21 protein-coding genes are annotated in these 23,717 nt (G+C 63.5%); 4 read left to right on the plus strand and 17 right to left on the minus strand.

Annotation, left to right across the window (positions count from 1 at the left end):
- Positions 1 to 125: 125 nt before the first annotated feature.
- The gene (locus RQP53_RS01705; RefSeq protein ID WP_315648253.1) at positions 126 to 1,817 is read left to right on the plus strand and encodes a hypothetical protein; all 1,692 of its coding nucleotides are present in this window, start codon (positions 126 to 128) and stop codon (positions 1,815 to 1,817) included.
- Here the strand turns inward: RQP53_RS01705 and phoR are convergent.
- From phoR to pstS, 7 genes are all read right to left on the minus strand, one after another.
- Entirely contained in the window at positions 1,781 to 3,154 is a 1,374-nt protein-coding gene (gene phoR / locus RQP53_RS01710; protein ID WP_315648254.1) for a phosphate regulon sensor histidine kinase PhoR, read from the minus strand. The genes RQP53_RS01705 and phoR overlap by 37 nt on opposite strands.
- Positions 3,155 to 3,170: 16 nt before the next feature.
- The gene (phoB, locus tag RQP53_RS01715; RefSeq protein WP_315648255.1) at positions 3,171 to 3,872 is read right to left on the minus strand and encodes a phosphate regulon transcriptional regulator PhoB; all 702 of its coding nucleotides are present in this window, start codon (positions 3,870 to 3,872) and stop codon (positions 3,171 to 3,173) included.
- A gap of 20 nt (positions 3,873 to 3,892) precedes the next feature.
- Positions 3,893 to 4,603, minus strand: a complete 711-nt coding sequence (gene phoU, locus RQP53_RS01720) for a phosphate signaling complex protein PhoU (RefSeq protein WP_315648256.1) — start codon at positions 4,601 to 4,603, stop codon at positions 3,893 to 3,895.
- A 90-nt stretch (positions 4,604 to 4,693) separates the two neighbouring features.
- The gene (gene pstB, locus RQP53_RS01725) at positions 4,694 to 5,479 is read right to left on the minus strand and encodes a phosphate ABC transporter ATP-binding protein PstB (protein WP_315648257.1); all 786 of its coding nucleotides are present in this window, start codon (positions 5,477 to 5,479) and stop codon (positions 4,694 to 4,696) included.
- A 13-nt stretch (positions 5,480 to 5,492) separates the two neighbouring features.
- Positions 5,493 to 6,362: a phosphate ABC transporter permease PstA gene (gene pstA / locus RQP53_RS01730; RefSeq protein ID WP_315648258.1), complete on the minus strand. Its 870-nt coding sequence runs from the start codon at positions 6,360 to 6,362 to the stop codon at positions 5,493 to 5,495.
- Complete coding sequence (pstC, locus tag RQP53_RS01735) at positions 6,359 to 7,324, minus strand: phosphate ABC transporter permease PstC (protein ID WP_315649177.1); 966 nt, start codon at positions 7,322 to 7,324, stop codon at positions 6,359 to 6,361. Before pstC ends, pstA begins: the two co-directional genes overlap by 4 nt.
- 143 nt (positions 7,325 to 7,467) lie before the next feature.
- Positions 7,468 to 8,511, minus strand: coding sequence for a phosphate ABC transporter substrate-binding protein PstS (gene pstS, locus RQP53_RS01740; protein WP_315648259.1), 1,044 nt, complete (start codon positions 8,509 to 8,511; stop codon positions 7,468 to 7,470).
- A gap of 475 nt (positions 8,512 to 8,986) precedes the next feature.
- On the opposite strand from pstS, the gene RQP53_RS01745 reads away from it, so the two are divergent.
- Positions 8,987 to 9,469 (plus strand): fasciclin domain-containing protein, encoded by a 483-nt coding sequence (locus RQP53_RS01745; RefSeq protein WP_315648260.1) that lies wholly within the window; start codon positions 8,987 to 8,989, stop codon positions 9,467 to 9,469.
- 96 nt (positions 9,470 to 9,565) lie between these two features.
- On the opposite strand, the gene glmM is transcribed toward RQP53_RS01745, so the two are convergent.
- From glmM to RQP53_RS01765, 4 genes are all read right to left on the minus strand, one after another.
- Positions 9,566 to 10,900, minus strand: a complete 1,335-nt coding sequence (gene glmM, locus RQP53_RS01750; protein WP_315648261.1) for a phosphoglucosamine mutase — start codon at positions 10,898 to 10,900, stop codon at positions 9,566 to 9,568.
- On the minus strand, positions 10,897 to 11,778 hold the full coding sequence (gene folP, locus RQP53_RS01755; protein WP_315648262.1) for a dihydropteroate synthase: 882 nt from the start codon (positions 11,776 to 11,778) through the stop codon (positions 10,897 to 10,899). The genes glmM and folP overlap by 4 nt, the downstream gene beginning before the upstream one ends.
- Positions 11,779 to 11,902: 124 nt before the next feature.
- Entirely contained in the window at positions 11,903 to 13,804 is a 1,902-nt protein-coding gene (ftsH, locus tag RQP53_RS01760) for an ATP-dependent zinc metalloprotease FtsH (RefSeq protein ID WP_315648263.1), read from the minus strand.
- 158 nt (positions 13,805 to 13,962) lie between these two features.
- On the minus strand, positions 13,963 to 14,631 hold the full coding sequence (locus tag RQP53_RS01765; protein ID WP_315648264.1) for an RlmE family RNA methyltransferase: 669 nt from the start codon (positions 14,629 to 14,631) through the stop codon (positions 13,963 to 13,965).
- A 31-nt stretch (positions 14,632 to 14,662) separates the two neighbouring features.
- Here RQP53_RS01765 and RQP53_RS01770 point away from each other — a divergent pair, with 31 nt between their 5' ends.
- Entirely contained in the window at positions 14,663 to 15,136 is a 474-nt protein-coding gene (locus RQP53_RS01770) for a YhbY family RNA-binding protein (protein WP_315648265.1), read from the plus strand.
- On the opposite strand, the gene RQP53_RS01775 is transcribed toward RQP53_RS01770, so the two are convergent.
- The 5 genes from RQP53_RS01775 to RQP53_RS01795 all read right to left on the minus strand — a co-directional run bounded on the left by RQP53_RS01775 (position 15,114) and on the right by RQP53_RS01795 (position 21,289).
- Complete coding sequence (locus tag RQP53_RS01775; protein ID WP_315648266.1) at positions 15,114 to 15,590, minus strand: DUF4149 domain-containing protein; 477 nt, start codon at positions 15,588 to 15,590, stop codon at positions 15,114 to 15,116. The genes RQP53_RS01770 and RQP53_RS01775 overlap by 23 nt on opposite strands.
- Before the next feature lie 10 nt (positions 15,591 to 15,600).
- Complete coding sequence (greA, locus tag RQP53_RS01780; RefSeq protein WP_315648268.1) at positions 15,601 to 16,077, minus strand: transcription elongation factor GreA; 477 nt, start codon at positions 16,075 to 16,077, stop codon at positions 15,601 to 15,603.
- A gap of 86 nt (positions 16,078 to 16,163) precedes the next feature.
- A complete protein-coding gene (gene carB / locus RQP53_RS01785) occupies positions 16,164 to 19,430 on the minus strand; it encodes a carbamoyl-phosphate synthase large subunit (RefSeq protein ID WP_315648270.1) in 3,267 nt (1,088 codons plus the stop codon).
- Positions 19,431 to 19,454: 24 nt separating this feature from the next.
- On the minus strand, positions 19,455 to 20,627 hold the full coding sequence (gene carA, locus RQP53_RS01790; protein WP_315648271.1) for a glutamine-hydrolyzing carbamoyl-phosphate synthase small subunit: 1,173 nt from the start codon (positions 20,625 to 20,627) through the stop codon (positions 19,455 to 19,457).
- 257 nt (positions 20,628 to 20,884) lie between these two features.
- The gene (locus RQP53_RS01795; RefSeq protein WP_315648272.1) at positions 20,885 to 21,289 is read right to left on the minus strand and encodes a GlcG/HbpS family heme-binding protein; all 405 of its coding nucleotides are present in this window, start codon (positions 21,287 to 21,289) and stop codon (positions 20,885 to 20,887) included.
- 168 nt (positions 21,290 to 21,457) lie between these two features.
- Here RQP53_RS01795 and RQP53_RS01800 point away from each other — a divergent pair, with 168 nt between their 5' ends.
- Positions 21,458 to 22,150, plus strand: a complete 693-nt coding sequence (locus tag RQP53_RS01800; protein ID WP_315648273.1) for a Bax inhibitor-1/YccA family protein — start codon at positions 21,458 to 21,460, stop codon at positions 22,148 to 22,150.
- Positions 22,151 to 22,298: 148 nt separating this feature from the next.
- Here RQP53_RS01800 and rlmD read toward each other — a convergent pair whose 3' ends face one another.
- A complete protein-coding gene (rlmD, locus tag RQP53_RS01805; RefSeq protein WP_315648274.1) occupies positions 22,299 to 23,663 on the minus strand; it encodes a 23S rRNA (uracil(1939)-C(5))-methyltransferase RlmD in 1,365 nt (454 codons plus the stop codon).
- Positions 23,664 to 23,717 lie beyond the last annotated feature (54 nt).

Genomic DNA, 23,717 nt, shown 5'->3' on the forward strand with positions numbered 1-23,717 from the left:
CTCGCGAAAGGCAGCCTTGGCTGCCTTTTTTCATGCCTGTTCCATACAGCGCGCAAAGCCATTTGCGGTGCTCGACTGATGCGGCATGATCGGGCCTCATCACCTCTCCAGCGGAATCACTTGCGTTGAACCTGCCCTCGCCTGCCATCGTTGCCGAACGCGGCGCTCAGCGCCTGCCACGCCTGGCCCTGCTGCTGTTCTGTGCCGCCTATGTGCTGCCTGGTGTTTTTGGCCGCGACCCCTGGCGCAATGCCGATCTCAGCGCCTTTGGTTTCATGTCCAGTCTGGCGCGGGGTCAGTCCACGTGGATGGAACCGTTGCTGGGTGGCTTGCGGCCTGATGGCGGCCTGCTGCCTTACTGGGTAGGCGCGCTGGCGATCAAGCTGCTGCCTTTTCTCGACCCGGCCCAGGCGGCCCGACTGCCCTTCGGCCTGCTGCTGGTGGCCGTACTGGCGCTGGTCTGGTACAGCAGCTTTCACCTCGCCCGCACCGATGCCGCCCAGCCGGTCGCCTTTGCCTTTGGCGGCGAAGCCCATGCGATCGACTACGCCCGCGCACTGGCAGATGGCGCCCTGCTGGCCCTGATCGGCAGCCTGGGTCTGCTGCGCTTGGGGCATGAAACAACGCCCGAGTTGCTGCAGTTGCTGGGCGCGGCTCTCTTTTTGTACGCCTTGGCTGTGGTGCCCTTTGATCCGCGCAAAGCACGGCTGAGTGTGGTCTTGGCCTTGCCCATCATGGCCGCTAGTGGCGCACCATTGGTGGCGCTGGCTTTGGGTCTGGGCGGCGCCTTGATCTGCCGACGCTCCAGCTACGACAGTGCCCGCCAATTCACACCCTGGGTGCTCACCGCCTCTATCCTTGCCCTCGTCTGCGCCCTACCCACCCACGGCTGGGCCTGGCGCCTGACGATAGACCTGGACACCGACTTCCCGCTGCGCCTGGCCAGCCTGCTGCTCTGGTTCGGCTGGCCGACCTGGCCACTGGCACTGTGGACGCTGTGGCGCTGGCGCAGTTACTGGGCGCGCCGGCATGTGGCCGTGCCGCTGCTGAGCATTGCGGTGCCGCTGTGCGCCTGTGTGCTGATGAACTGCTCCGATCGCGCGCTGATGCTGGGTCTGCCGGCGCTGGCCGTGCTGGCCAGCTTTGCCCTGCCCACGCTGAGCCGCGGCGTGGCCGCCATGCTGGACTGGTTCTCGGTGTTCTTCTTCACCGGCGTGGCCTTGTTCGCCTGGCTGTACTACATCTCCATGCACAGCAGCCTCTTCCCCATCCTGCTGGCCAATGTGAAGAAGCTGGCCGAAGGCTATCAGCCGCGCTTCACGCTGCTGGAGTTTCTGCCCGCGCTGCTGGGAAGCCTGGCATGGCTGGCCCTGGTGCGCTGGCGCACCGCCCGCCACCAGCATGCGCTGTGGAAGAGCCTGGTGCTGCCCGCCGGCGGCGTGGCGCTGGGCTGGCTGCTGCTGATGAGTTTGTGGCTGCAGCCGCTGGACTATGCGCGCAGCAACCGGCCACTGGTCGAACGGCTGCAAGCGCAGCTGCCGGGGCCTGTCGACTGCATTGCCGCGCCGCAGCAGGCCTTGCACCTGATCGCCGCCTTGGAGGTCCACGGGCAATGGCGAGTGGACGCCACATCGGCGCTGAGCGACACCCGCTGCAGCATTGCCGTCCGTCAGGTCAGCAGCACGACACCGATTCCGGTTCCCGAGGGCTGGGAGTTGCTCAGCCAGGTGCGCCGCCCGACCGAGCAGCGCATCATCTATCAGCTGCTGCAGCGCAGCGCTCAGCCAGCGAGCAAGGTGTCGCGCTCAGACGGCTGAGCAGCCTCGATGCCCAGAGCCGCCTGACCGGCATGGCGCAGGCGCACCGCCGGCAGCACGATGCGAAATCGCGAGCCTTTGCCCAGCTCACTCTGGATCTGCAGCTCACCGCCATGGCGCTGGGCCACATGCTTGACGATGGACAGGCCCAGACCCGTGCCACCGGTGTCGCGTGAGCGGCTGCCATCGACGCGATAGAAGCGCTCGGTCAGACGCGGCAGATGTTCCTTGGCAATGCCAGGACCGGTGTCGGCCACGGTGATCTCGCCACAGCCATCGGCCAGTTCGCGCCAGCACAATTCGATCTGGCCACCTTCCGGTGTGTAACGCACCGCATTGGAAGCCAGGTTGGCCACGGCACTGAACAGTTCCGCCTCGACGCCAGCCAACTCCATGCCTGTCTCAGGCGCTGCGGCTACAAAATGCTTGCCGGCAGAAAGTGCCGTCGCGTCCGCGACCACTCGGGCCAGGAGTGCGTCCAGCGCAACCCAATGGTCCGGCGCCGGCCGCGGGCTGCCTTCCAGCTGGGCCAGCGTCAGCAGGTCGCTGACCAGGGTCTGCATGCGCTGCGTTTGCTGAGTCATCAGGTGCAAGACCCGCTTGCGCTCGGCCTCGGTCAAGGGCAGCGAGCTCATCGTCTCGATGAAGCCGGACAGCACCGTCAACGGCGTGCGAATCTCATGCGACACATTGGCCACGAAATCGCGGCGCATGGCCTCGGCGCGCTCACGCTCGGTAACGTCCTGCGACAGCACCAGACGCATGCCCTCACCATAGGCGCGAACAATGACGGACAGTGTCGCCCGTCCGCGCGCATTCGACAGCATCAGCGGCTGCTCGTACTGCTGCGCCTGCAGATAGGCGACGAAGGCCGGATAGCGGACCAGATTGGTGATGCGCTGTTGCCGGTCGCGCTGCGGATCCAGCGAGAAATGATCGGCCGCGACCTGGTTGCACCACTGGATGTGGTCTTCCTCATCCAGCATCAAGACGCCGTTGGGCGAGGCCTGGATCGCCGACAGGAACTGCTGCAGCTCCAGCCGCTCGCGCTCCAGCGCCCGATCGCGCTCGCGCACGACACGCTCGATGCGGTAACCGAGCTCGCCCCACAGGCCCGCGTCCTTGGGTGCCGTGCCCATTTGCGCACCACGCAGCCACTGGATCAAGCGATGGCCGCGCAGCGAGTCGGCCAGCACCAGCATCGTCACCGCACTGGCCGCGCCCAACATCTCCGGCAGCATCGGCGTGGCCAGCCACTGCCCTCCAAAATATCCAACCAGTCCGCCCAGCAACGCCGCGGCGAAGGCGCCCACCACCCTAGACAACAGCCACTTCATGCGCGCGCTCCGGCCCTCAGGCCGTCAAGGCATTTTGCTGCTGTGTCAAGCGATAGCCGGCACCACGAACGGTTTCTATCATCCGCTGGCACTGCACCTTTTCCAATGCCTCGCGCAGACGCTTCACATGCACGTCAACGGTACGTTCTTCAATGAAGACATGGTCACCCCAGACGCGATCCAGCAGCTGCGAGCGGCTGTGCACCCGCTCGGGATGGGTCATGAAGAAATGCAGCAGACGGAACTCCGTCGGGCCCAGCTTGACTTCGACGCCTTCGCGGCTGACGCGACGCGTGCCCGGATCAAGGCTCAGACCACCGACCTCGACCACCGCGTCCAGTGCCTCTGGCGCCTTGCGACGCAGCACGGCACGAATGCGGGCCAGCAGCTCATTGGTCGAGAACGGCTTGGTCAAATAATCGTCAGCACCTGCGTCCAGGCCAGAGACCTTGTCGGTCTCCTCGGCACGCGCCGTCAGCATGATGATGGGCAGCTCCTTGGTGCGGGGCTGCGAACGCCACTGGCGCGCCAGGGCCAGGCCGGTCTGGCCCGGCAGCATCCAGTCCAACACGACCAGCTCGGGCAGGACCCGGTCCACTTCCAGCTGAGCCTGATCGGCACTGCTGGCCAGGGTGACTTCAAAACCGGCGTGGCGCAGATTGATGGAGATCAGTTCGGCGATTGCCGACTCGTCTTCGACCACCAGAATTCGACTCATTGTGTAGCTCCCTGCCCTGTTCAGGGCTTGACCATGGTGGCCACGGCCTCGGGCGTGTTGTGACGCACGTCCTGGCCCTTGACCACGTAGATGATGACTTCGGCGAGGTTCTTGGCGTGATCGCCAACGCGCTCGATCGCCTTGGCGACAAAGATCAGATCGATGCTGGCCGAGATGGTGCGCGGGTCTTCCATCATGTAGGTGATCAGCTTGCGCATCAGGCCGTCGAACTCCTTGTCGATGGCATCGTCTTGATGCAGCACTTCCAGCGCACGCTCGACATCCAGGCGCGCAAACGCATCGAGTGCCTTGCGCAGCTGGGCAACGGCCAGCTCGGCTTCAAAGGCCAGGTCAGCCATGGGCAGGCGCAGCCGGCTGGACACGCCCGAATTGATCAGGCGCTGCACGGTGCGGGCAATGCGAGCGGCCTCGTCACCGACGCGTTCCAGATTGGCAATCGTCTTGGACACGGCGATCAGCAGACGCAGGTCGCGAGCGGTAGGCTGACGCCGGGCAATGATGCTGGACAGATCGCGATCGATCTCGACTTCCATCGCATTGACCTGCTCCTCGGCCTTCAGGACGGTGCTGGCCAGATCGCCGCTGAAAGTGGTCAGCGCCTCGACCGACTGGGCCACCTGCGACTCGACCAGCCCGCCCATCTCCAGCACACGGGTGGAAATGCCGCTCAGCTCGGCGTCGAACTGGGTGGAGAGATGCTTGTCACTCATTCTTTGCTCCTTGTCGGGCTGCGCACTCTGCGCGCGGCCACACTGTCTGAATCGCCTGGCCGGACCAAGCGCACCACTACATCACCAAGATCAACCGAATCGGCCGGTGATGTAGTCCTCGGTGTCCTTGCGCTGCGGCTTCATGAACAGCTCGGCGGTGGGGCCAAACTCGATCAGGTCGCCCAAATACATATAAGCGGTGTAGTCCGAGCAACGTGCGGCCTGCTGCATGTTGTGCGTGACGATGGCGACCGTGTAGTCGTTCTTCAGCTCGTGGATCAGCTCTTCGATCTTGCCGGTCGAGATCGGGTCCAGTGCCGAGCAGGGCTCGTCCAGCAGCAGCACCTCGGGCTTGATGGCGATGCCACGGGCGATGCACAGACGTTGCTGCTGACCGCCGGAGAGACCCGAGCCACTCTGGTTCAGCTTGTCCTTGACTTCATTCCACAGCGCCGCCTTCTTCAGCGCCCATTCGACCCGCTCGTCCATCTCGATGCGCGACAGCGTCTCGAACAGCTTCACACCGAAGGCGATGTTGTCGTAGATGGACATCGGAAACGGCGTCGGCTTCTGGAACACCATGCCGACCTTGGCACGGATCAGCGAGACGTCCTCGCCGCTGGACAGGATGTCGCTGCCGTCCAGCAGGATCTGACCTTCGGCGCGTTGCTCGGGATAGAGCTCGAACATGCGATTCAGCGTGCGCAGCAGCGTCGACTTGCCGCAGCCCGAGGGGCCGATGAAGGCCGTCACCTTGTTCTCGGGAATGTCGAGATTGATGCCCTTCAGGGCATGGAAGTTGCCGTAGTAGAAGTTCAGGTTGCGCACCGACAGCTTGGCGCGTTCCTGGGTAGGCATATTGACTTTGGCGTCCATGACGTGTCTCGCTTCAGTGCTTGTTCTTGAACAGGACGCGCGCCGCGATATTCAGCAGCAGCACACCCATGGTGATGAGGAAGACGCCCGCCCAGGCCAGCTTCTGCCAGTTTTCGTAGGGGCTCATGGCGAACTTGAAAATCGTGACCGGCAGGCTGGCCATCGGCTGGCCCAGATTCGAGGTCCAGAACTGGTTGGACAGGGCCGTGAACAGCAGCGGTGCCGTTTCGCCGGAGATGCGAGCCAGGGCCAGCAGAACGCCGGTGATCACGCCAGCACGGGCGGACTTCAGCGTCACCGACAGGATCACCTTCCACTTCGGCGTGCCCAGCGCATAGGCCGCTTCGCGCAAGGCGTTCGGAATCAGCGTCAGCATGTTTTCCGTGGTGCGGATGACCACAGGAATAACAATCAAAGCCAGTGCCATCACGCCCGCGATGGCGGAGAAGGTCTTCATCCGCGACACCAGCACGGCATAGACGAACAGGCCAATGACGATGGACGGCGCGGACAGCAGGATGTCATTGATGAAACGCACCGCCGAGCCCAGCCGCGACTTCTGGCCATATTCAGCCAGATAGACGCCAGCGAGGATGCCGATCGGCGTGCCCACGAAGGTGGCCAGGCCCACCATCACGGCCGAGCCAAAGATCGCATTGGCCAGGCCACCGCCCTCAGCCTGCGGAGGCGGCGTCATTTCGGTGAAGGTGGCCAGATTCAAGCCGCCAATGCCCATGCGCACGGTCTCGAACAGAATCCAGATCAGCCAGAACACGCCGAAGGCCATGGCACCCAGCGACAGTGTCAGGGCGATGGCATTGACGCGCTTGCGCTTGTGGTGCATGCGCAGCCGCGATGCGGCGGTCGAGGTGGTGACGCTCATGCGCGTGCTCCTTCGTTCTTCTTCAGACGATTCAGCAGCAGCTTGGAGCAGGCCAGCACCACAAAGGTGATGAAGAACAGCACCAAGCCGAGATAGATCAGCGAGGCCTGATGCAGGCCTTCGCTGGCCTCAGCGAATTCATTGGCAAGTGCCGAGCTGATGCTGTTCGCGGCCTCGAAGACCGACAGCGAATTCAGCTGGTTCATATTGCCGATCACAAAGGTCACAGCCATGGTCTCGCCCAGGGCACGGCCCAGGCCCAGCATGATGCCGCCGACCACACCGGTCTTGGTGTAGGGCAGGACCACGCGCCAGACTACTTCCCAGGTCGTCGCGCCCAGGCCGTAGGCAGACTCCTTCAGCATCGGCGGCGTCACTTCGAAGACGTCGCGCATCACCGAGGCAATAAAGGGGATGATCATGATGGCCAGGATGATGGCCGCGCTCAGGATGCCGATGCCCACCGGCGGGCCGGACACCAGCACGCCGACAAAAGGCACGCCCGACAGCAGCGCCTGCAACGGCTGCTGCACATAGGTTGCCAGGATGGGGCCAAAAATCAGCAGGCCCCACATGCCATAGACGATGGAAGGCACAGCGGCCAACAGCTCCACCGCAATCCCGAGCGGCCGGCGCAGCCAGTTCGGCGACAGCTCGGTCAGGAACATCGCGATGCCAAAGCTCACCGGCACCGCGATCAGCAGCGCGATGAACGAGGTCATCAGCGTGCCGTAGATCATCACCAGGCCGCCGAACTTCTGCTGCACCGGATCCCATTCGCTGGTCCACAGAAAGCTGAGACCGAACTCCTGCAAGGCCGGCGAAGCGCCGATCAGCAGCGACAGCAGGATGCCAGCCAGCAGCGCCAGCGTCAGCCAGGCCGCCCCTTGCGCCAGGGCCGCAAACACGGCGTCAGCCCAGGGCGCCACCCGCTTACGCGCAGGCGGCCCACCCTGGGGCATTTCACGCTGTGCCTTAGCGGCATTCTTGGCTTGATTCATTCGTGAGGCGGGAAGGATGGCGGCCACGGGACCTCCGGATTGGGTTGAACGTCAGTCGGACAGGATCGCCGCCAGCCAGTGCCAGCGGCGCCCCATGAACCAACTTATTTGTAGGCGATGGCCTTGCCGGCTGCGTCCTTCAGCTGATCGGCCCACAGCTTGCGGACCAGATCCTTGACCGATGCCGGCAGCGGCACGTAGTCCAGATCGTCAGCCATCTTGTCGCCTTGACCATAGGCCCAGTCAAAGAACTTCAGCGTGTTGGCGCCGGAGGCCGGCTTGTCCTGCAGCTTGTGCATCAGGATGAAGGTGGCGCCGGTGATGGGCCAGCTGTCCTTGCCGGGCTGCTCGGTCAGCACCTGGTAGAAGCTCTTCTGCCATTCAGCACCGGCAGCTGCCGCCTTGAAGGCTGCATCGCTGGGGGCGACGTAATTGCCTGCCTGGTTACGCATCTGCACATACGCCATCTTGTTTTGCTTGGCGTAGGCGTATTCGACATAGCCAATCGAATTGGCCAGGCGTTGCACGAAGGACGACACGCCTTCATTGCCCTTGCCGGCCGAACCGACAGCCGGCCAGTTCACCGCCGTGCCCTCGCCGACCTTGCTCTTCCATTCGGCGTTGGTCTTGGACAGATAGTTGGTAAACAGGAAGCTGGTGCCCGAACCGTCAGCGCGGTGCAGCGGAGCGATCAGCGCGTCCGGCAATGTCAGGCCGGGGTTCAGTGCGACGACGGCCGGGTCGTTCCACTTGGTGATCTTGCCCAGGTAGATGTCGCCCAGCACCTGGCCGGTCAACTTCAGCTGGCCAGCCGCCACACCCTTGATATTCACCACCGGCACAACACCGCCGATGACGGTCGGGAACTGAACCAAGCCATCCTTGGCCAGCTCGTCATCCTTCAGCGGGGCATCAGACGCGCCAAAGTCCACCGTCTTGGCCTTGATCTGGCGAATGCCGGCGCCGGATCCGACGGACTGATAGTTGATGCGCGCGCCTGTGGCCTTGTTGTAGGCATCGGCCCACTTGGCGTAAACGGGCGCGGGGAACGACGCGCCGGCGCCGGTCACGTCCTGCGCCTGGACAGCAGAGAAGCTGGCAGTCAGGGCGGCCAGCAGCAGGCCGGAACGAAGCTGAGTCAAGGTCATGGCAATCCGATCACATAGAGAGTGGTTGGCGATGCTCGGCATGCTATGACCTCTGTGTGACATGCCCGTGACATACAAATTCTCCACTGACACATTTCAACTGTGGCGGCCAGATTGTGAAGGACTTGTCATATTCGATTCACTTCTCTGTCACAGAGTCCGCCTACGCTAGGGAAGGTCTGCATAAGTCGGCGTGGACCGTGGCAAACACCCGCCAGGCCCGGCCTAGGCGCGAGCCGCAGCTCAGGCTGGTGGCCTGCGCAAGGCTCGCAACACCGGCCGGGTTTGGCGGGTGCTTGCCCTGCGGGTTGAGAGAAAAGGGGCCCCCACGGGCGTTGCGCTGCTCGGCTGTCGGGCCACCAGCCCGACCTTCGCAGCGCGCCTACGTGGCCGCCCCTTTTCTCTCAACCACGGCCCGCGCCGACTTGTGCAGACCTTCCTTCGCAAGCCTATACCTTTTACATGGAGATCACGCATGTTTGCAGCCCTTCGCCGTCTGGCTCTAAGCGCCATCATCCTGGCTCTGGCCGCCTGTGCCACCCAGCCTGCCCCCGCCCCGCTGGCTGAAGCCCTGACGCGCGACGCGCAGCTGAGCACTTTCAATCGCCTGGTCGAACAAGCTGGCCTGAAGGATGAGCTGCGCGCCGCCGGCCCGCTGACCGTGTTTGCCCCCAGTGATGAGGCATTCAAGGCCGTGCCTGCCAAGACGCTGGAAAGCCTGAACGCCAACAAGGAACAGCTGAAGGCCGTGCTGCGTTTCCACATCGTTGCCGCCAAGCTGGCTGCAGCCGATATCAAGCCCGGCAACCAGACCACGCTGCAAGGCGCACCGCTGATGCTGGCACGCGCTGGCGACTTCGTGACCGTTGAGGAAGCCATGGTGCAACGCGCCGACCTGGGTGCCAGCAACGGCGTCGCCCATGTGATCGACCGTGTGCTGATGCCGCCGAAGAAGTAATCAAACGCGGACTTCGTCGCCGTCGACTCGCCCCAGGCGAATCGACCAAAGCAAAAGGCCACCGTTTCCGGTGGCCTTTTTGCCTTGCACAGCGACTCAGGCGGCGCGCACGGCGTCTGCCAGTCGCTCAGCGCTTTGCTTGGCCAGGGCTGCATCGCTGGCCTCGACCATCACGCGCAGCAGGGGCTCGGTCCCAGAAGCACGGATCAGCACGCGACCGCGATCACCGAGTTCGGCCGTCACCTCCGCCTGCACACGGGCCAGACCGGCATTGCCCTTCCAGTCCTGACCGGCCTGCAGGCGCACATTGATCAGCGTCTGTGGGAACAGACTCACATCGGCCAGTTGTGCCGCCAGGCTGCGGCCGCTGCGCGTCACCGCTTGCAGCACGAGCAGAGCGCTGACGATGCCGTCGCCGGTGGTGTGCTTGTCCAGCGCCAGCAGATGGCCTGAGCCCTCACCGCCCAGTTGCCAGTTGCGCGCCACCAGCTCTTCCATCACATAGCGGTCGCCGACCTTGGCGCGGACGAAGTCCACGTCGCGGCGCTTCAGCGCCAGCTCCACCGCCATATTCGTCATCAAGGTGCCGACGGCACCCGGCACGCGGTGGCCTTGATCGAGGCGGTCAGCCACCATCACATAGAGCAACTCGTCGCCGTTGTAGAGGCGCCCCTCGGCGTCGACCAATTGCAGGCGGTCGGCATCGCCATCGAGAGCAATGCCGTAGTGCGCGCCATGCTCCTTGACCGCCTTGACCAAGGCGCCCGGCGCGGTCGCGCCGCAGCCGTCATTGATGTTGAATCCATCGGGGCTGCAGCCGATCGAGATCACTTCGGCGCCGAGTTCATGCAGCACATCGGGGGCCACGTGATAGGCCGCGCCATTCGCGGCATCGACAACGATCTTCAAGCCTTTCAGCGTCAGGTCGGAACCAAAGCTGTTCTTGCAGAACTCGATGTAGCGGCCACGGGCATCCTGCAGGCGGCGAGCGCGGCCGAGATTGGCCGAGTCCACCCAGGCCGCCGGTTCTTCCAGCGCCTGCTCAACAGCGATTTCCCAGGCGTCCGGCAGCTTTTCGCCCTTGGATGAAAAGAACTTGATGCCGTTGTCGGCAAAGGGGTTGTGCGAGGCCGAAATCACCACCCCCAGGTCCTGGCGCAGGGCGCGGGTCAGATAGGCAACGCCCGGCGTGGGCAGCGGGCCGGTCAGAAGCACATCAACGCCGGCAGAGGCAAAACCAGCCTCCAGCGACGACTCCAGCATATAGCCGGAGATGCGGGTGTCCTTGCCAATCAAGACACTCGGGCGTGCCGATTGCTTGCGCAGCACCTTGCCGACCGCATGGCCCAACTTGAGCATGAAGTCTGGCGTGATCGGCGACTGCCCGACCGTGCCACGAATACCATCGGTTCCGAAATACGTACGGCTCATTGCGAGCATCCTCCTGAATGCGAGATGGCGGCATTCTCGCTGAAAGCAAAGCCAGGTCCGGCGGCGACTTGCCAGACTTTCAATGCATCGACGGTGGCTGCGACATCGTGCACGCGCAGCACCCTCGCCCCATGGGCCAATGCCGCCAGCGCGGCCGAGATGCTGGCCGGCATGCGCTCGTCGACCGGTCGACCAGTGATCACGCCCAAGGACGACTTGCGGGACCAGCCGACCAGCAGAGGGTAGCCGAGCCCAAGCAGTTCGCCCTGGCGCCGCAGCAGCTCAAAGTTCTGCTCCACCGTCTTGGCAAAGCCATAGCCAGGGTCCAGCGTGATTCGCGCCGCTGCAATGCCAGCAGTGACACAAGCGGCTGCACGATCAGCGAGAAAGTCGCTCACCGCCTGAGCCACATCGTCGTAATCAGTCAGTTGTTGCATGGTGCCCGGCTCACCGCGCATATGCATCAGGCAGACGCCCGCACTTGGGTGCTGTGCCAACACTTCAATCGCGCCATCTGCCCGCAGCGCCTGGATGTCATTGACGATGTCGACGCCAAGATCCAGTGCCCGCTGCATCAGGGTGGTCTTGCAGGTGTCGATGGAGACCGGCACACCCATGCCGATGGCGGCTTTGAGCACCGGGGCCACCCGCGCCCACTCGTCCTCATCGCTCAGCCGTGGCGCGCCCGGCCGGCTCGATTCACCGCCGATGTCGAGAATGTCGGCGCCCTCCTTGAGCAGCCGCTCGCAGTGCGCGATGGCCGTGGCTGCGTCCGCATGCTGACCACCATCCGAGAACGAATCTGGCGTGGTGTTGACAATGCCCATCACCCGGGGGCGATCAAGCTCAATCGTGAATCGGCTGGTCTGCCACTGCATGGCGTGCTCCATCACAAGGCTGGTCCGCGAGCCGCCCATAGCGACTCGGCAAAGAAATTGGGGCCGGTCCTTGCGGACGGGCCCCGTGCATCTGGGTATGGCGACTTAGCTTAAGCGCACTTGCTCAAGCCGCAGCCGCAGCGCTGGCGCTCACCGTGGCGGCACCCCCATCGGGCCGACCGCCGGCCGGCGGCGTCCAATCCTTGGGCGGACGCGGCGGGCGACCATCCATGATGTCGTCGATCTGGTCGGCGTCGATGGTTTCCCACTCGAGCAGGGCCTTGGCCATCGCATGCATCTTGTCCATGTTTTCCTCGATGTGCTTGCGGGCGATCGAGTACTGCTCATCGATGATGCGGCGAATCACAGAGTCCACCTTGCGCATGGTCTCTTCGGACATGCTGGTGGTCTTGGTCACCGAACGGCCAAGGAAGACCTCGCCCTCGTTCTCGGCGTAAACCATGGGACCCAGCTCATCGGTCATGCCATAGCGGGTGACCATATCGCGGGCAATCGCCGTGGCGCGCTCGAAGTCGTTGCTGGCGCCGGTGGTCATCTGGTTCATGAACACCTCTTCGGCGATGCGGCCACCAAACAGCACCGAGATGGTCGAGAGCATGCGCTCTTTGTCCATGCTGTAGCGATCGCCTTCAGGCAGCTGCATCGTCACGCCGAGTGCGCGGCCACGCGGAATCACCGTGACCTTGTGAACCGGGTCGGTCTTGGGCATCAGACGCGCGACCAGCGCATGGCCAGCCTCGTGATAGGCCGTGTTCTTGCGCTCTTCCTCGGGCATGACCATGGACTTGCGCTCGGGGCCCATCATGATCTTGTCCTTGGCCTTCTCGAAGTCGACCATCTCGACCACGCGGCCATTGCGGCGCGCGGCGAACAGGGCGGCTTCATTGACCAGATTGGCCAGATCGGCACCGGAGAAACCAGGCGTGCCACGGGCCAGGATGTCGGCACGGATGTCCTGCCCCACCGGCACCTTGCGCATATGGACGTTCAGGATCTGCTCGCGGCCACGCACATCGGGCAGGGTCACATAGACCTGGCGGTCGAAACGGCCCGGGCGCAGCAGTGCGGGGTCGAGAATGTCAGGCCGGTTGGTCGCTGCCATCACGATGACGCCGAGATTGGTCTCGAAGCCATCCATCTCGACCAGCATCTGGTTCAGCGTCTGCTCGCGTTCATCGTTGCCGCCACCCAGGCCGGCGCCACGATGGCGACCGACGGCGTCGATTTCGTCGACGAAGATGATGCAAGGCGCGCTCTTCTTGGCCTGTTCGAACATATCGCGAACACGAGCCGCGCCGACACCGACGAACATTTCGACAAAGTCAGAGCCGGAAATCGAGAAGAACGGCACCTTGGCCTCGCCGGCAATCGCCTTGGCCAGCAAGGTCTTGCCGGTACCCGGAGGGCCGACCAGCAGCACGCCACGAGGGATACGGCCGCCCAGCTTCTGGAATTTTTGCGGGTCCTTCAGGAAGTCAACCAACTCCTTGACCTCTTCCTTGGCTTCATCGCAGCCCGCGACATCGGCGAAGGTGGTCGAGTTATTGGCCTCATCCAGCATCCGGGCCTTGCTCTTGCCAAAACTGAAGGCACCGCCCTTTCCGCCGCCCTGCATCTGACGCATGAAGTACACCCAGACGCCAATCAGCAGCAGCATCGGGCCCCAGCTGACCAGCAGGCTCATCAGCAGTGACTGCTCTTCGCGCTGCTTGATGTCGAACTTGATGCCGTTGTTGCGCAGATCACCGACCAGACCGCGGTCCAGATAGGTGCCGGTGACGCGCAGGCGTTTGTCGTCATTGGTCAGCGCGATGATCTCGGTGCCACCGCTACCTTCCTGGATGGTGACCTGTTTGACGCGGCGCGCCTGAATTTCATCGAGAAACTCGGAGTACCCGATCTGGGTGCCCTGCACTGCGCCCCGATCGAACTGCTTGAAGACGGTGAACAGCACCAGGGCGATCACCATCCAAACAGCTACTTTCGAGAACCACTGATTGTTCACCGCGACTCCTTATTCCATTCGACATTCGCCGCATGAGCTGCGGCTGATGCACGGCATATGGGGTTGATTCTATTGCAGTCAAGCCCCCCCTACCGTTTGGCATTCCCTTGCGCAGCGATAGAGATTGCCAAACTCGGCACACGCTGGCGCGCGGCGCACTATTTCAGACCGATGCCTACCAAAAAGGTTTCGGCCGAGCGATCACGCGATGCCTTGGGTTTGACCGGCTTGACCTTCTTGAAACTCTGCCGAAACAGCTCGACCAGCTGGCTGTAGCCGCTGCCATGAAACACCTTGGCCACCAGCGCGCCCTCGGGCTTCAGATGCTGTTTGGAAAAGTCGATGGCCAGCTCGATCAGGTGTGAGATGCGGGCAGCATCGGTGCTGTCAATGCCGGACAGATTGGGCGCCATATCAGACACCACCACATCGACGGCACGACCAGCCAGCGCCGCTTCCAGCTGCTGCAGCACGGCCTCTTCGCGGAAGTCGCCCTGGATGAACTGGACGCCCTCGATGGGCTCGAATTCCAGCAGGTCGAGCGAGATGATGGTGCCATTGAGCTGTCCCACCGCCGCACCACCGGCACCCGCCTCCTTGGGTGCAAAGCGGCGGCGTAGGTACTGGCTCCAGGCCCCCGGCGACGCACCAAGATCAACGACGACCTGCCCCGGCTTGATCAGCTTGAGCTCCTCGTCGATTTCCTTCAACTTGTAGGCGGCGCGGGAGCGATAGCCTTCGCGCTGGGCCTGTTTCACATAGGGATCACTGACGTGATCGTGCAACCAGGCTTTGTTGATCTTCTTGCTTTTGCTATCGATTTTCATGTTTTACCGCTCAGGCGGCGATAATACCGCCATGCCTGCGATTCAATTGACCCCTGCCCAGCGCAAGGAAAAGCGTTCCGAAGCCCATCACCTGGACCCCGTGGTGATGATAGGTTCGGACGGACTCACGCCCGCCGTCGTGAAAGAAACCCATGCGGCCCTGAACGCCCATGGACTGATCAAGGTCCGCGTGATGTCGGACGACCGGGAAGGCCGCGAATCGATTTTCGCCGCCCTGGCCGATCAACTCGATGCCGCGCCGATTCAGCACATCGGCAAGCTGCTGGTGCTGTGGCGCCCGATGCCGCCCAAGGAAAAGGCCGAGCGTGAAGACGCCCGCCCCGGCCCCAAGGTGGTCAAGATCGTCAAGTTCTCCAAGAGCGGCAATCACCGCCCGCAGATCAAGAAGGTGCAGTTGCTGGGCAACCAGCGCGTCGCCCAGGGCGGCGAAATCAAGCGCGCCAAGCGCCGCACCACCAGCGTCAAGAAGACGCAGGCAGACTGATTGCAGCCATCGGCCTGGCAGCGCGCCAGGCCAGCATCAGCACCGCCGCGGTCTTGATGCCAAAGAACAGCAGCGATATGCCATGCAGGGCGGCGAACGACCAACTGCCTTGCCCCTCGCGTGCCGCCTGCATTGGCCCTTGCAGCGCGTAATAGCCGGCCACCACACAGACCATGGCCAGCAATGGCAGCAGCAACTCCGGATTGAACACGGCGCGCTGCTGCATGCCCTCGCGCTCCTGCCCATCGCGCTGCAAGCGCCGCTCCATCATCATCAGCAAGAGCCCGAGCAGCAAGCCGATCTGCGCATCGCGCTCGAACAATCGTGCCACGAGCTTGCCAGCCTGCGCTCGCTCCAGCACGGCAAAAGCCGCCGGCGCAGCAACGCCGGCAATGCAAAGCAGAAGGCCGCCCCAGAGGGCGGCCAGCAGGGCGCGCAGCCGATAGAGCGTCACAGCCCCGGCCTCAAACGTAGCGGACCTCGACGATCTCGTAGCGCTTGATGCCACCAGGCGCCTGCACCTCGGCCACATCGCCAGCTTCCTTGCCGATCAGCGCGCGCGCAATCGGCGAGCTGATCGAGATCAGGCCCAACTTCAGGTCGGCTTCGTCGTCACCGACGATCTGGTAGGTCACCTCGGCGCCGCTGGCTTCTTCTTCCAGATCGACGGTGGTGCCAAACACGATGCGGCCGCCGGCATCCACCGAGGCCGGATCGATGATCTGCGCCGCCGCCAGCTTGCCTTCGATCTCAAGAATGCGGCCTTCGATAAAGCCTTGCTTGTCCTTGGCGGCCTCGTACTCGGCGTTCTCGGACAGGTCGCCCTGAGCACGCGCTTCGGCAATGGCGTTGATCACGGCGTGGCGCTCAACCGACTTCAGTTGATGCAGTTCTTGTTTGAGCTTTTCAGCGCCGCGTACGGTCAATGGGATCGTGGCCATGGGTCAACCTTGAAAGACAAAATGAATCCGCCGCGGCCGCTCAGGAAACCTGAGCCGCGGCGGCGGACCGGAGAACGAGCGCGAGTTTAGTGCAGTTCGGCGTGCAATTCCTGGAGGGATTGCACCAAGAGGCCGTCCTTGTGCTTCATCCCTTCAACCGCCGCCTCGGAGCCTGCCATCGTCGTGTAGTAGGTCACCCGGTTGGCCAGCGCCGACTGGCGGATGTGCCGGCTGTCGGCAATCGCGGTACGGGTTTCGTCGACAGTGGTGAAGACCAGCTGAATGTCGCCGCCCTTGATCATGTCAACGATATGCGGCCGGCCGTCCTTGACCTTGTTGACCACCCGCACCGGCACGCCGGCTTCGGCGATGCTGGCCGCCGTGCCCTTGGTGGCGACGACGCCAAAGCCCAGCGCATGCAGATCGCGGGCCAGCGCCACGGCGCGGGCCTTGTCGGCGTTCTTCACCGTGATCAGCACATTGCCTTGGCGGGGCAGACGCGAGCCGGCGCCGAGCTGGCTCTTCAGCATCGCTTCGCCGAAGGTGCGCCCTGCCCCCATCACCTCACCGGTCGAGCGCATTTCGGGGCTCAGGATTGGATCGACGCCAGGGAACTTGTTGAAGGGGAACACCGCTTCCTTGACGCTGAAGTAAGGCGGCACGACCTCGGCCGGCACACGGCCCAGGCGATCCTTCTGATCGGCCAGCTTCTGGCCGGCCATGCAGCGCGCTGCGATCTTGGCCAGTTGCTGGCCCGTGGCCTTGGACACGAAGGGCACCGTGCGCGAGGCGCGCGGATTCACTTCCAGCACATAGACCTGGTTATCCGCCAGGCCCTTGCTGACATTGCCCTGGATGGCGAACTGCACATTCATCAGGCCAACGACCTTCAGCGCGCGAGCCATCGCAGCGGTCTGGCGGCGCAGTTCGTCTTGCAGCTCGGCCGACAAGGTGTAGGGCGGCAGCGAGCAGGCCGAGTCGCCCGAGTGGATGCCCGCAGCTTCCACGTGCTCCATGATGCCGCCGATCATCACATCGGTGCCATCGGAGATGCAGTCGACATCGACCTCGACGGCGTCTTGCAGGAAATGGTCCAGCAGCACCGGCGATTTGTCGGACACGCGCACCGCCTCGCGCATATAACGCTCAAGATCCTTGTCGCCGTGGACGATTTCCATCGCCCGGCCACCCAGCACATAGCTGGGGCGCACCACCAGCGGATAGCCGATCTCGTTGGCCAGTTGCACCGCTTCGTCTTCACGGCGCGCGGTACGGTTCGGCGGCTGCTTCAGACCCAGCTCGTGCAGCAGCTTCTGGAAGCGCTCGCGGTCTTCGGCGATGTCAATCGAATCCGGCGTCGTGCCGATGATGGGCACGCCATTGGCTTCCAGGTCGAGTGCCAGCTTCAGCGGCGTCTGGCCGCCGTACTGGACGATCACGCCGACCGGCTTTTCCTTGGCGACGATCTCGAGCACGTCCTCCAGCGTCACCGGTTCGAAGTACAGACGGTCGCTGGTGTCGTAGTCGGTCGACACGGTCTCAGGGTTGCAGTTGACCATGATGGTCTCGTAGCCGTCTTCGCGCATGGCGAGCGCGGCATGGACGCAACAGTAGTCGAACTCGATGCCCTGGCCGATGCGGTTCGGGCCACCGCCCAGCACCATGATCTTCTTCTTGTCGGTCGGCTCGGCCTCGCACTCCTCGTCATAGGTGGAGTACATATAGGCCGTCTCGGTCGCGAACTCGGCCGCGCAGGTGTCGACGCGCTTGTAGACCGGGCGCACACCCTGGGCGTGGCGGCTGCGGCGCACCTCGTGCTGGTTGGTGCCCAGCAGCTTGGCAATGCGCTTGTCGGAGAAGCCCTTCTTCTTCAGGAAGCGCAGCTCGTCGGTCGACAGGCTTTGCAGCGTGCGACCGGCCAGGCTCTTCTCGATCTGGATCAGCTGCTCGATCTGAGCCAGGAACCAGGGGTCCACGGCCGTCTCGTCGAACACTTCCTGCAAGCTCATGCCGACACGGAAGGCGTCGGCCAGGAAGAGGATGCGCTCGGGGCCGGCTTCGCCGATCTCTTGCACGATTTCCTCGCGATCGGTCGAGCGCTCGGTCAGGCCGTCGATGCCGGTTTCCAGGCCGCGCAGCGCCTTCTGGAACGACTCCTGGAAGCAGCGGCCCATGGCCATCACTTCGCCGACCGACTTCATCTGAGTCGTCAGGTGCGAGTCGGCCATCGGGAACTTCTCGAAGGCAAAACGTGGGATCTTGGTGACCACATAGTCGATCGAAGGCTCGAACGAGGCCGGCGTCACGCCGCCGGTGATGTCGTTGCGCAGCTCGTCCAGCGTGTAGCCAACAGCCAGCTTGGCAGCGATCTTGGCGATCGGGAAGCCGGTCGCCTTGGAGGCCAGCGCCGAGGAGCGCGAGACACGCGGGTTCATCTCGATCACCACCATGCGACCATCGCGCGGGTTGATCGAGAACTGCACATTGGAGCCGCCGGTGTCGACGCCGATCTCGCGCAGGATGGCGATCGAGGCATTGCGCAGCAGCTGGTATTCCTTGTCGGTCAGCGTCTGGGCCGGGGCGACGGTGATGGAGTCGCCGGTGTGAATGCCCATCGGGTCGAGGTTCTCGATCGAGCAGACGATGATGCAGTTGTCCGCCTTGTCGCGGACCACTTCCATCTCGTATTCCTTCCAGCCGATCAGCGATTCTTCAATCAGCAGTTCGTTGGTCGGCGACAGGTCCAGACCGCGCTTGCAGATTTCCTCGAATTCCTCGGGGTTGTAGGCAATGCCGCCACCGGTGCCGCCGAGCGTGAAGCTGGGCCGGATCACCATCGGGAAACCGCTGCCGCCGATCTCGGCGTGAATGCGCTTTTGCACGCCCCAGGCCTCTTCCAGCGAATGCGCGATGCCGGACTTGGCCGAGTCCAGGCCGATCTTGGTCATCGCGTCCTTGAACTTCAGCCGGTCTTCGGCCTTCTCGATCGCCTTCTCGTTGGCGCCGATCATCTCCACCTTGTACTTGGCCAGCACGCCGTGCTTGTGCAGATCCAGCGCGCAGTTCAGCGCGGTCTGACCGCCCATGGTGGGCAGCACCGCATCGGGCCGCTCCTTGGCGATGATCTTCTCGACCACCTGCCAGGTGATGGGCTCGATATAGGTGACGTCGGCCGTGTCCGGGTCGGTCATGATGGTCGCCGGATTGCTATTGACCAGGATGACCTTGTAGCCCTCTTCGCGCAGCGCCTTGCAGGCTTGAGCGCCGGAATAGTCGAACTCGCAGGCCTGGCCAATGATGATGGGGCCGGCGCCGATGATGAGGATGCTCTTGATGTCTGTGCGTTTTGCCATTTTCTCTACTCCATCCGTCCCGAATCAGGCCTTGGCCATCAGACCGATGAAGCGGTCGAACAGGTATGCAATATCGTGGGGGCCAGGGCTTGCCTCAGGGTGACCCTGGAAGCAGAAGGCCGGCTTGTCGGTGCGGGCCAGGCCCTGCAGCGTGCCGTCGAACAGGCTGATGTGGGTGGCGCGCAGATTGGCCGGCAGGCTGTCGGCATCGACGGCAAAGCCGTGGTTCTGGCTGGTGATCGACACGCGGCCGTTGTCCAGATCCTTGACCGGATGGTTGGCGCCGTGGTGGCCGAACTTCATCTTAAAGGTCTTGGCTCCGGAGGCCAGCGCCATGATCTGGTGACCCAGGCAGATGCCAAAGGTGGGGATGCCGGCCTCGATCAGCTGCGCGGCCGCCTTGATCGCATAGTCGCAAGGCTGGGGGTCACCAGGGCCGTTGGACAGGAAGACGCCATCGGGTTCGAGATCGAACACCTCAGAGGCCGGCGTCTGCGCCGGCACGATGGTGATCTTGCAGCCGCGCGAGGCCAGCATGCGCAGGATGTTGTGCTTGACGCCGAAGTCAAAGGCGACGACATGGAAGCGCGGCTGCGCCTGCTCGCCATAGCCCTTGCCCAGCTGCCACTCGGTTTGGGTCCAGCTCTCGCGCTCGCTGCGGCTGACTACCTTGGCCAGGTCCAGGCCGGCCATGCTCGGTGCTGCTTGTGCGCGGGCAATCGCGTCGGCGATGTGCGCATCGCTGATCTGCTCACCAGCGGCCAGGGCCAGGATGCAGCCGTTTTGTGCACCGGTGCGGCGCAGCACGCGGGTCAGGCGGCGGGTATCGATGTCGGCAATCGCCACCGTGCCCTCGTCCTTCAGGTACTGGGTCAGCGTGCGGGTCTTGCGGAAGTTGGAATCAAGGACGGGCGCTTCCTTGATGATCAGGCCAGCGGCATGGATCTTCGAAGCCTCGACGTCCTCGTCGTTGACACCGTAATTGCCGATGTGCGGATACGTCAGCGTGACGATCTGGCGGCAATAGCTGGGGTCGGTGAGGATTTCCTGGTAGCCGGTCAGCGAGGTGTTGAACACCACCTCGCCAATGGTGTGACCGGCTGCACCTATCGAGGTGCCTTTGAAGACCGTGCCGTCTGCCAGGGCGAGAATCGCGGCGGGCGCCGTGTTGAAAAAAGCAGGCAGATCGGGCAGCACGGGTAACTCCGTTATTGTGCGCGCGCCCAGCTCTGCTCTTTCGCTTGGCAGCATAGCGCGCGGGCGCGCTGAGCCGTCAGAGAGCCTGAATCCGGTGGTGGAAACGGGAGGAGTTTCGCTTGGGTGCGGTGGGTTGCGGGTAAACCTGCTGAGTATAACCCAGCAGGGTATTTACCGAGCCCTTTCGCGCACAAAAATGCACGGCCGCATCGAACTGAAACGGTCCGCCACCTGTCATGCAGCCTGCGGCCGCCCCCTCAAGCCAGGGCGGCGATACCTGCTCGACAAATCTGTGCGTCTTCGCTGGACTTCACGCCGCTGACACCGATGGCCCCGACGCAGAAGCCATCGACCATGACCGGCACGCCACCTTCCAGCAAACCATCCAGGCCAGGCGCGCTCAGGAAGGACACACGCCCCTGATTGATCATGTCCTCATAAACCTTGGACTCGCGCCGTCCCAGCGCTGCGGTATGCGCCTTGGCAGGGGCAATCTGCGCGGAGATGGCCGCGGCGCCATCCAGACGCTGCAGCCACAGCAGGTGCCCGCCATCGTCGACGATGGCGATGCTGACGGCCCATTGATTGGCCAGCGCCTCGGCTTCGGCCGCGGCGGCCATGCGCTTGACTTCATCCAGGCTCAGATAGGGTTTTTGCTTCATCGCGGCAACACTTGAAATTGGGAAAGGAGGCCGCACTTTAGCGCTGTCGGCGGCTGCATTCATGGTCACAAATGCAAAACAGACGCCGCATCTGAACACCATAGAATCGGTGTACCCCAGCGAGGGCCGGAAGGCTGTCGCGGGCTGAACTGAAGATCTGGAGGATTTATGTACGACGTTCAAGGCCAATACTCGAGCACCCTGGGCACCGGCCTGTCCGCCGAGCGGCAGCGCGTGCTGCGCAACACCTACTGGCTGCTGGCACTGTCCATGGTGCCAACGGTGCTGGGCGCCTGGATCGGCGTCAGCACCGGCATTCTCGCCACCCTGGGCACGGGCCCGAGCCTGATCCTGTTCCTGGTCGGCGCCTACGGACTGATGTTCGTCGTCGAGAAAACCAAGAACTCCAGCACCGGCGTCTACGCCCTGCTCGGCTTCACCTTCTTCATGGGGCTGATGCTGTCCAATCTGCTGACCTGGACGCTCGGATTCAAGAACGGTGCCTCGCTGATCATGACGGCCTTCGCCGGTACCGGCGCGATCTTCTTGGCCATGGCTTCGCTGGCTACGGTGATCAAGCGTGACCTGTCCGGCATGGGCAAGTTCCTCTTCGTCGGCGCGGTCATTCTGCTGGTCGCTGGCCTGGTCAATATCTTCCTGCAGTCGTCGGTCTTGATGCTGACCATGCTGGTGCTGTGCATGGGCATCTTCTCGGCCTTCATGCTCTATGACGTCAAGCGCGTCATCGACGGCGGCGAAACCAACTACATCAGCGCCACGCTGGCCATCTATCTGGACATCTACAACGTGTTCCAGAGCCTGCTGCAACTGCTGGGCATTTTTGGCGGGGACAGAGACTAACACCCCCTACCGGCTGCGCCGGCCCCCTCAAGGGGGCGAGCCCGATGGACCGGCAGAGCCGGATCCGCGCGCTCTGCTTGATGTAGCGCCTTGTGCGCGGCGCAAAAAGGGCTCCCAACGGGAGCCCTTTTACTTGGTGTCGCGTCAATCAGCGTTCGAAGACGGCGATGCTTTCGACGTGCGAGGTGTGCGGGAACATATTGACCGCACCGGCCGTGGTGCAACGGTAGCCTGCCAGATTCACCAGCAGGCCGGCGTCACGGGCCAAGGTCGCGGGATTGCAGCTGACGTAGACGATGCGCTTGGGCGGCGTCCAACCCGGCGCCAGCGACGGGTCTTGGGCAATATCGGCCAAGGCCTTGACCAAGGCGAAAGCACCTTCACGCGGCGGGTCCACCAGCCAGCGGTCGGACTGACCATCGGCCACCAGCACTTCCGGCGTCATTTCGAAGAGATTGCGGGCCACAAAGCTGGTCTTGGCCTGCAGGCCATTGCGCTTGGCGTTCTCGCGTGAGCGGGCCACCAGGGTCTCGCTGCCCTCGATGCCCAGCACCTCGCGGGCCTGGGTGGCCAGCGGCAAGGTGAAATTACCCAGGCCGCAGAACCAGTCGATCACACGCTCATCGGGCTGCACGTCCAGCAGGCGCAAGGCGCGCCCGACCAGCGCCGTGTTGATGTGGTGGTTGACCTGGGTGAAATCGGTCGGCTTGAAAGGCATCACGACGCCGAACTCGGGCAAGGTGTAGGCCAGCTCGCTGCCACCTTCATCGAGCAGATGCACGGTGTCCGGCCCCTTGGGCTGCAGCCACCATTGCACACCGTGCTCGGCAGCAAAGGCGCGCAACCGCGCCTTGTCGGCATCGCCAAGCGGCTGCAGATTGCGCAGCACCAGCGCGATCACCTGATCGCCGCCGCGATCGCCAATGGCCAGCTCGATCTGCGGCAGCCGATCACGCTCATCCATGCTGGCGATCAGCTGGCGCAATGGCATCAGCATGCCGCTGACCTTGGGCGGTAGCACCTTGCAGACCTGCATATCGGCCACATAGCGACTCTTGCGCTCATGGAAGCCGACCAGCACCTCGCCCTTCTTGGCCACATAGCGAACCGACAGACGCGCCCGGTAGCGGTAGCCCCAGGCCGGCCCTTCGATGGGCCGCGCCAGCATTTCGGCTTTGACCTTGCCCAGATGCCAGAGGTTGTCTTCCAGCACCCGCTGCTTGACGGCGACCTGGGCCGCCACATGCAGATGCTGCATCTTGCAGCCCCCGCAGGCGCCAGCGTGCAGACCGAAGTGCGGACAGCCAGGCTGCACCCGCTGCGAACTCTCGCGGCGCAGCGCCACCAGGCTGCCCTGCTCCCAGTTGTTCTTCTTGCGGCCGACCTGAACCTGGACTTCCTCACCGGGCAGCGCGCCCTCGATGAAGACCACCTTGCCTTCGGGATTGTGGGCGACGCCCTGCGCATCAAGGTCCAGGGATTCGACCTTGAGCCATTCAGAAACTTGAGTCATCCAGCGATTATCCCAGGCTTGGCGAGGGGCTCAGCGCTGGCCAGAACCCGCCCC

This window comes from Roseateles aquae (assembly GCF_032337115.1).
Classification (GTDB): Bacteria; Pseudomonadota; Gammaproteobacteria; order Burkholderiales; family Burkholderiaceae_C; genus Roseateles_C; species Roseateles_C aquae.